General features: G+C 55.3%; 7 protein-coding genes. 3 read left to right on the top strand and 4 right to left on the bottom strand.

The annotated features are described in order from the left end of the window. Together L692_RS33340 and L692_RS0126785 are read left to right on the top strand one after the other, a co-directional pair. A partial coding sequence (locus tag L692_RS33340; protein ID WP_198027846.1) for a GNAT family N-acetyltransferase occupies positions 1-208 on the top strand: 208 nt, incomplete at its 5' end. A 13-nt stretch (positions 209-221) separates the two neighbouring features. Further along, positions 222-863 carry an MOSC domain-containing protein gene (locus L692_RS0126785; RefSeq protein ID WP_025703008.1) on the top strand — a complete coding sequence of 214 codons (642 nt, stop codon included), beginning with the start codon at positions 222-224 and terminating at the stop codon, positions 861-863. A 30-nt stretch (positions 864-893) separates the two neighbouring features. On the opposite strand, the gene L692_RS30925 is transcribed toward L692_RS0126785, so the two are convergent. The 3 genes from L692_RS30925 to L692_RS0126770 are packed head-to-tail and all read right to left on the bottom strand — an operon-like array spanning position 894 to position 2,579. Next, complete coding sequence (locus L692_RS30925; protein WP_025703007.1) at positions 894-1,676, bottom strand: class I SAM-dependent methyltransferase; 783 nt, start codon at positions 1,674-1,676, stop codon at positions 894-896. A 47-nt stretch (positions 1,677-1,723) separates the two neighbouring features. Next, positions 1,724-2,272 carry a GNAT family N-acetyltransferase gene (locus tag L692_RS0126775; RefSeq protein ID WP_025703005.1) on the bottom strand — a complete coding sequence of 183 codons (549 nt, stop codon included), beginning with the start codon at positions 2,270-2,272 and terminating at the stop codon, positions 1,724-1,726. Between the two features lie 55 nt (positions 2,273-2,327). Then, entirely contained in the window at positions 2,328-2,579 is a 252-nt protein-coding gene (locus tag L692_RS0126770; RefSeq protein WP_025703003.1) for a DUF2164 domain-containing protein, read from the bottom strand. 178 nt (positions 2,580-2,757) lie between these two features. Between L692_RS0126770 and L692_RS0126765 the strand changes: the two genes are divergently transcribed. Continuing rightward, positions 2,758-4,461, top strand: coding sequence for a glutamine--tRNA ligase/YqeY domain fusion protein (locus L692_RS0126765; protein ID WP_025703001.1), 1,704 nt, complete (start codon positions 2,758-2,760; stop codon positions 4,459-4,461). Positions 4,462-4,531: 70 nt separating this feature from the next. Here the strand turns inward: L692_RS0126765 and L692_RS0126760 are convergent, their stop codons facing one another. Then, a complete protein-coding gene (locus L692_RS0126760; RefSeq protein WP_025702999.1) occupies positions 4,532-5,755 on the bottom strand; it encodes an MFS transporter in 1,224 nt (407 codons plus the stop codon). Positions 5,756-5,966: the final 211 nt, after the last annotated feature.

The raw sequence follows: 5,966 nt of genomic DNA, 5'->3' as shown, positions 1-5,966 counted from the left end.
CGTGAAGGCGCTGGCGGCGGAGCGGGGCATCCGCAAGCTTCGGCTGCGCGCGCTGTCCTGCAACGCCTCGGCCCTGGCTTTTTATCAGGAGTGCGGGTTCAGGGAAGAAGGGCGTTTGCTGGAGGAATTTTATCTTGCAGGCCGGTATGTGGACGAGGTGTTTATGAGCTGCCGTACCGTGCAGGCATCTATGAAGGAAACAAAATGAAAGCGGGGATGGCATGAAGATCATATCATTGAATGTGGGGATGCCGGTAACGGCCCTTTATCGCGGAAAATCGCTGGAAACGGGTATTTACAAATATCCTGTGGAGGGGTCTGTTCAGGTGTCAGCCGGCGGACTTACCGGGGACGGACAAGCGGATCTTATCAATCACGGGGGGCCGGACAAGGCCGTCTGCGTATATCCGTCAGAGCATTATGCCTACTGGGAGGAGTGGCTGGGCAAGAAGCTGGACTACGCCGCCTTCGGGGAAAATGCGACAACCGCCGGGCTGCTCGAAACCGAGGTGTGCATCGGGGACATCTATGAGATCGGCAGCGCGCTGCTTCAGGTGAGCCAGCCCCGCTATCCCTGCTTCAAGCTCTCGCAAAAGCATGGCCCTGCGGATATGCCTGCGCAGGTGCTGAAGACGGGCTTCAGCGGCTTCTATTTCCGGGTGCTGCGCGAAGGGGAAATGGCCTCCGGCTCGGCGGTTGCAAAGGTCTCCTCCGGTGAAGGCGGAGTGCCGGTGAAGCGCGTGCTGCATATGATGGAAGCCGGGCGCGGGGACAAGCGCGGCCTGGAAGAACTGGTCCGGCTGGACACGCTGTCGCCTGGTATCCGGGCGAAGTTCCAGGGGTGGCTGGACGAAGCGGAATAAGAGAGGCGGGCCGCCTTGGCGGGCGGCCGTTTATTTTTTGGCAGCCAGAAAAAGTACACAAAGGTACTCCATAGTGATGCGGCCGCCATTTTTGTCCAAAATGCGGGTTAATTCTTTAATCAGGCGGATTTGTTCCGATTCAGGCAAACCGAGAAATCCGTTACCGGTCTTTATAAAGCCGATGAAGCTCTCCGTATCGTATTCCTTGGACCATGGATAGCAGTAGACGTCCGGCTGTTCAAAGTATCCGCTGTCTCCAATGCCGCATGATTCGAGCCGGATTCTCTGTTCGATTTCAATCCCGTCTTGAAACGGCACCAACCCATTTTCCTTGCAAACGGAAAGATATCCTTTATGTACAGCGTTACTCTGGCCTTTGTACATGTTCCAGAAAAGGGCTAACCTTCCATCCGCTTTGAGAGCATAAGCGCCCTTCTCGTATCCAGCGGGTTTGGGTACCCAGTGAAACGCCTGCGCCGAGAACACGAGGTCAAACTGTCCGGGTGGTCCATCCCAGTGCTCAAAACGTGTAACGGCATACGAAACCTTTTCGCTCTGATGCTTCTTCATGCCGAGTTCAGCCAATTGAGGGCCGGGCTCGATACATAACAGATTGTAGCCCCGGTTTAAAAACAGCTCCGACGCTTTCCCGCTCCCCGCCCCCACTTCGAGGATCTTCGATTGAGGTCCCAGACGGGCACTTTTTTCGATTTGGCTTATGCAATCAGAAGGATATCCAGGTCTATACATATCGTAATAGTCGGCTGCGGCGTCGAACCGCATGCTTTCCGCTTTCCAGTCTTTGGGCGGCATTAATATTCACCTCATATAGATGTTGATGAGTCTGAGATCCAGCTCTCCTACCTCAGCATCTTCCACTCGCTGCGCAGCATGCCGTATACGGCATGGTTGACATAGCCTGACGGCAGCAGCTCGGCCTCCCGGATTACGCCTTCCAGCACGAAGCCAAGGCGCTGGGGAATGGCGCGGCTTGGGGTATTGCCCGTGGCGCAGCGGATTTCCACCCGGTTCAGCTCCATCTCCAGCAGCGCGTGGTCGATAAGCACCCGGCAGGCGCTCGTCATGTACCCCTTGCCGCAATAGCCCTGGCCGAGCCAGTAGCCGATACCGACAGACCGGTTATGCCAGTCGATTTCATGAAATCCGATAACGCCGGCGAATTCGCCGCCCACCCAGAGGCCCGCAGTGAAACCGCCGTTCTCGCTGCCCTGCTTGACGGCGTTTTTGATATAGCTCTTGATGTGAGCATGCTCCGTCACGCTGTCCACCCAGGGAAGCCACTGGCTGAGGCGGGACCTCGACAGGTTGACCAGCTCATACATCGGCCGGGAATGCTCCGCCGCCAGCGGCTTAAGGACAAGCTCATCATCAATGACACAATGGAACAAGCCGCCGCCTCCCTTTTTTCTATATGTACTGTCCTGTTCAAACCATGAATCCTGGTTACTTCCGGTCTTCTTTCCACTCCAGGGCGTATATATCCTCTTCCAGCCCCTGCATCCGCTGCGCCGTAAGCATCCGGCAGTCGCTCAGCGCCTGATTGTAGACGGCGGGCCCAAGCTCCTTCAGGAAAAATTCCAGCAGGCTGTCCGCCGCGAGGCGTCCGATGCTTTCGCCCCGTTCAAGCTCGAAGAACTCCTGGATATGGTCAAGCGCCGCTTCCCGATGCTCTTTTGGCATTTTAATCGGTTTCATTCACTCGCCTCCCTTGACCCCATGCTACTCCATGAACCGGCGGGAAGTCAAAAGGGGATCGGCGTCCTGGGCGGATATGCCATTTTATTGAACTATCCCGGCGTAACGGGTATATTAATAGGAAACATGTTTATAAAAAGGAACAGGACAAGAATTAAAGAATGAAAGGTTGATTGCTGTGGAGAACCGAAGCACCCCCTCCAATTTCATTAAAAATGTCATTACCGAAGATCTCCGCTCCGGCAAAGTAAACGAAGTCGTCACCCGGTTCCCCCCGGAACCGAACGGCTATCTGCATATCGGACACGCCAAGGCGATTTGGATCAATTTCACACTGGCCAACGAGTTCGGCGGCAAGACGAACCTGCGGTTCGACGATACGAATCCGCTGAAGGAAGATACGGAATATGTCCAGTCCATCCAGGAAGATGTGAAATGGCTCGGTTATGATTGGGAGAATCTGCGCTTCGCCTCCGATTATTTCGAAGAGATGTACGAGCGGGCAGAGCTGCTGATCAAGAAGGGCAAGGCTTATGTGGACGATCTCAGCGCCGACCAAATCCGCGAGCTTCGCGGCACGCTGACCGAACCGGGGAAGAACAGCCCGTACCGCGACCGCAGTGTAGAGGAAAGTCTGGACCTGTTCCGGCGCATGCGGGCAGGCGAGTTCAAGGACGGGGAGAAGGTGCTGCGCGCCAAGATCGACATGGCTTCGCCCAACATCAATCTCCGCGACCCGGTCATCTACCGTATTGCTCATGCGCATCACCACAATACGGGCGACAAATGGTGTATTTACCCGATGTATACGTATGCTCATCCGCTGGAGGACGCTATCGAGTACGTGACGCATTCCCTCTGTTCCCTGGAGTTCGAGGATCAACGCCCGTTCTATGATTGGGTGATCGCCGAGTGCGAGATGCCCGCCGCGCCGCATCAATATGAATTTGGCCGCCTGAATCTGGCGCAGACCGTAACGAGCAAGCGGAAGCTGAAGCTGCTGGTGGACGAGGGGCATGTCGACGGCTGGGACGACCCGCGGATGCCGACGATTTCCGGTCTTCGCCGCCGGGGGTATACGCCGGAAGCGATTCGCAGCTTCGTGTACGAGACGGGCATTTCCAAGAGCCAAGGGCTGGTTGACCTGCAAATGCTGGAGCATTTTATCCGCGAGGATCTGAAGCTGAAGGCCCCCCGCACAATGGCGGTGCTTCGTCCGCTCAAGGTCGTTATTACCAACTATCCGGAAGGCCAGATCGAATGGCTGGAAGCGGAGAATAACAGTGAAAATGAGGAAATGGGCACCCGGCAAATCCCGTTCTCCCGCGAGATTTACATTGAACGTGATGATTTCATGGAGAATCCGCCGAGTAAATATTTCCGGCTGTTCCCGGGCAATGAGGTGCGTCTGAAGCACGCCTACTTCATCAAGTGCAACGAAGTGATCAAGGATGAGAACGGCGAAGTGACCGAGCTGCGCTGTACCTACGATCCGGAAACGAAGAGCGGCAGCGGATTTACCGGCCGCAAGGTGAAGGGAACGCTGCACTGGGTGGAGGCGGGCCATGCCGCCCCGGCGGAGTTCCGCCTGTACGAGCCGCTGATTCTGGCGGAAGAAACGGACAACGAAGGGGAGAACGAGGAACTGGAAGCCGCAGATAAGCCGGTGGGGTCCTTCCTTGACCAATTGAACCCGAAATCGCTGGAAATTCTGCACGGCTTCGTGGAGCCTGAGCTCAAGGACAGCAAGGCGCAGGACAAGTTCCAATTTTTCCGGCATGGTTACTTTAACGTGGACAGCCGGTACTCAGGGCCGGGCAAGCCTGTCTTCAACCTGATTGTGTCGCTCAAGAGCTCATATCGTCCGACGAACCAAGGATAAGCTTCGAGATATATGAAGAAACGGCTGCCGCCCGAAAGCGTGTCAGCCGTTTTTTTTGCAGGCAGGTGAGCTAAACCCCATCCTCCTCAAGCTCATCATGGATCGCGGCGGGCGGACGGTAATCATCCCTTTTGACCACCAGCCACATGCCTCCGTATCCCAGCGCGGCGATGAGCGTGAGGAATACACAGAACTCGTACATGCTCTGGGCGCCAAGGTATTGAAACAGCCATCCGCCGAGGATGCCGCCGATCATGCCCGAAATTCCGCTCCAGGAAAGGGTGTAGAGAGCCTGTCCGCAGGAGCGGTACGGTCCCGGAATCAGCAGCATCGTCAGCTCCGTCCCCACGTAGAAGAAGCCGCCGAACGTTACGGAATGTAAAATTTGAATCAAAGCCACCTCAAGCGGCATCGTCGCCTGAGACATCAGCCACCACCGCAGCAGGAACAGAACGCTGACCAGCGCCAGCCAACCGGTGAGGACGGAGATTTTACGCCGCAAGAAGCGGTCGCACAGCAGGAACACGCCGACCTCCAGGATGGAGGAGAGGAATACGGCCAGGCCGATCATCGTCTTGGAGCCGCCCATATCGTTGATATACAGCGACATGAACGTATTATTTATGGCGTTCGGAATGGACACCAGTATGCCGAAGAAGATAAAGAACAGGAAATAAGGATTCCTGAACAGCAGGGGAAACCCTCTGAGCGGCAATGGCGCAATTCCGATAGAGTGGCGCAGCTTCGGCATGGAGGCGAGCGATACGATGGACAAGATCAGCAGGATCGCGAACAGGTAAGGCAGCACCGAGACGCCGCCGTACTGAATAACCGGGCCTGCCGCAACAGCCGTCAGCGCCCAGCCAAGCGATCCCCATAGGCGGAAGGCGCCGAAGCCAAGCTGCGTTCCGTCGATGTAGCTCAGGACGAGCGTATTGCTCTGCGCGAACAGCGGAGTCTGGCAGAAATAGAACAGAATCATCGCAGTATAGACGGTTTCATATGTATTGGCCTGAAAAACAATCTGGGAAAACAGAAGCGTGCCCGCCAGCATCACCAGTACGATGACCCTGATATTCTGGTATTTGCCGGTCCATATTCCCCAGAACGGATTGGCGAAGACCGATACGAGCGGACCGATCGACATCAGCACACCGATTTCCAGCTTGTTCAGCCCCACGTCCTGCAGATACAGCTGAAAGAAACTGGTGAACAGAACGATTGTGCCGTATAAGAAAAAGTTGAACCATTTCAAGGATATGAAGGTTGATGAGTTTCCAGTATTCTCCCGCAACTTGGGTGCTCTCCTCCCGCAAATGCCGTGTATGATAAATTAGAGCCGGTCATAGCCGCTACTATTATCGTAACATTTGTTGAAAAGGTGTACAAACCAGCATTTTCCCACTTTACTAAATTATAAATTCTTGCATTTTAAAAAAAGGCGGTGATGTTATGCGTATTGCCGGTATTCTGATCGCCGGCGGCCGGTCCAGACGGATGGGCGC

The organism is Paenibacillus forsythiae T98 (genome assembly GCF_000520735.1).
In the GTDB taxonomy this organism is placed as follows: Bacteria; Bacillota; Bacilli; order Paenibacillales; family Paenibacillaceae; genus Paenibacillus_AQ; species Paenibacillus_AQ forsythiae.
The sequence above is the reverse complement of the archived record's forward strand: the minus strand, read 5'-3'. Positions and strand labels throughout refer to the sequence as shown.